Consider the following 1,571-nt stretch of genomic DNA (forward strand, 5'->3'; position numbering starts at 1 on the left):
CTGAAACTTCGCAGTAAAAAAATAGCGTTTGTACCTTGAAAATTCAATAAAAAATGGCAAAAAAGTACCATCATGCAGCCCTTAGTTGACGCTGCATGGCGGGGGTAAGTGCAGATATGAAGGTATCGATCATAGTTGAGATTTCTTCTTCGTCAAGATCGAATTTTTCAGTCATCATATCTGAGAACATTTTCATAATCAGAGTGAATGCATGGACAAATGTAACATCTGCCATTTCCTCTACAAGATATGTAAACAGTTCTCCAAGGGTTCTTGGATCTTCTGCTTCACGATTCTCAACAGCGAGCATCATATACCGGGTAAATACAACGGATACATGTGCTGTCATTGCATCATATGACAGGGATCGACACTCTTTAGCAAGTTTGAGATAACTTTTGCACACTTTGAAGAATACCTCTATCTGCCAGCGTTTTGAATAGATGCGTATGATTTCTTCCTCATCGATATCAATGTTAGTAGAAATCAGACAGAGATATTCGCTACGATTAGAGCGGTTTCTGACATACACTACTTTTGCAGGAATCGTACAGTTATCCTTTTCAACATCGACTATTACTGATAAGAGATACTTGGATCTGCCTCTACGCTTCTTATTCATCTGGTAGATTTCCTTAAGATTGTATCGAGAACCATTATATCCAAAAGTCATCTTTTCACTTCGTTTGATCATGGCTATGACATGGTATCCGATTGTCTTGATTGCAATAAGTGTTTTGGGTGATGAAAACCAAGAATCAAAGAGCACATAATCAGCTGGCAGCTTTGCTCTTTTAGCCTCCTTGATCAGCTCAATCATAGCTTCGGTTCCTTTTGTTACAGCTAGTTTTCTGCGCTTGTAACCATTGCTTCGAGTATCAATCTTATTACTTCCGTTGACCTGACTTTTTCCTGATGATGATAAAAGGATATGGTTTACAGGCAAAAATGTATTTCCGTCTGTCCATCCAAGAGTTAACATCCTAAATCCATATTGAAAAGAGTGCTTAGCATGGTCAAACACCTTTGCAAGCATTTCGACTTTCTTGGAACATCCTCTGGAAAATAGAGAATCATCCACTACGAGGGCATTTACTCTATCATCAGAGGTTGCCGGATTGATCACATCATTACTGATTTTTGAAGCAAGCAGTGTTGTAAAACGGATCCAATTAATGTGTATGCTATTCATGAAACGATAGTAGGTGTCCTTTGCAAAAGAACAGTTTCCAAGCAACATATCCATATACATGGACTTGTTTCGAAATACGAGAGAAAACGCATACATCAAGATGTTTGAAGGAGATTCACCTTTCAGCTTTTTTACATTAGATGATTTCAATATCGCAGAAACATGAAATTTATTGAAGAAAATCTTGATTGAATCTGTTATCTGCTTAGTATCGAGTTCATTCTGTGATATAATCTTAGACAAGGCGTTGGTCTCCTTATGGTTAATTTTTGGTGGTACTTAAATTATACCAATTTTAGAGGCTTATCGCCTTTTTTGTTGCCAGTTTTTATTGAATTTTCAAGGTTCTAGAGCACTTTTTAATGTGCGAAGTTTCAGT

The 1,571-nt window shown here is 37.3% G+C and carries 1 protein-coding gene; it reads right to left on the reverse strand.

Annotation, left to right across the window (positions count from 1 at the left end; genetic code table 11):
• Positions 1-70 precede the first annotated feature (70 nt).
• Positions 71-1,435: an IS4 family transposase gene (locus tag BM146_RS18910; protein WP_074892246.1), complete on the reverse strand. Its 1,365-nt coding sequence runs from the start codon at positions 1,433-1,435 to the stop codon at positions 71-73.
• Positions 1,436-1,571 lie beyond the last annotated feature (136 nt).

The sequence above is a fragment of the Butyrivibrio proteoclasticus genome, assembly GCF_900115735.1.
Lineage (GTDB): Bacteria > Bacillota > Clostridia > Lachnospirales > Lachnospiraceae > Butyrivibrio > Butyrivibrio proteoclasticus_B.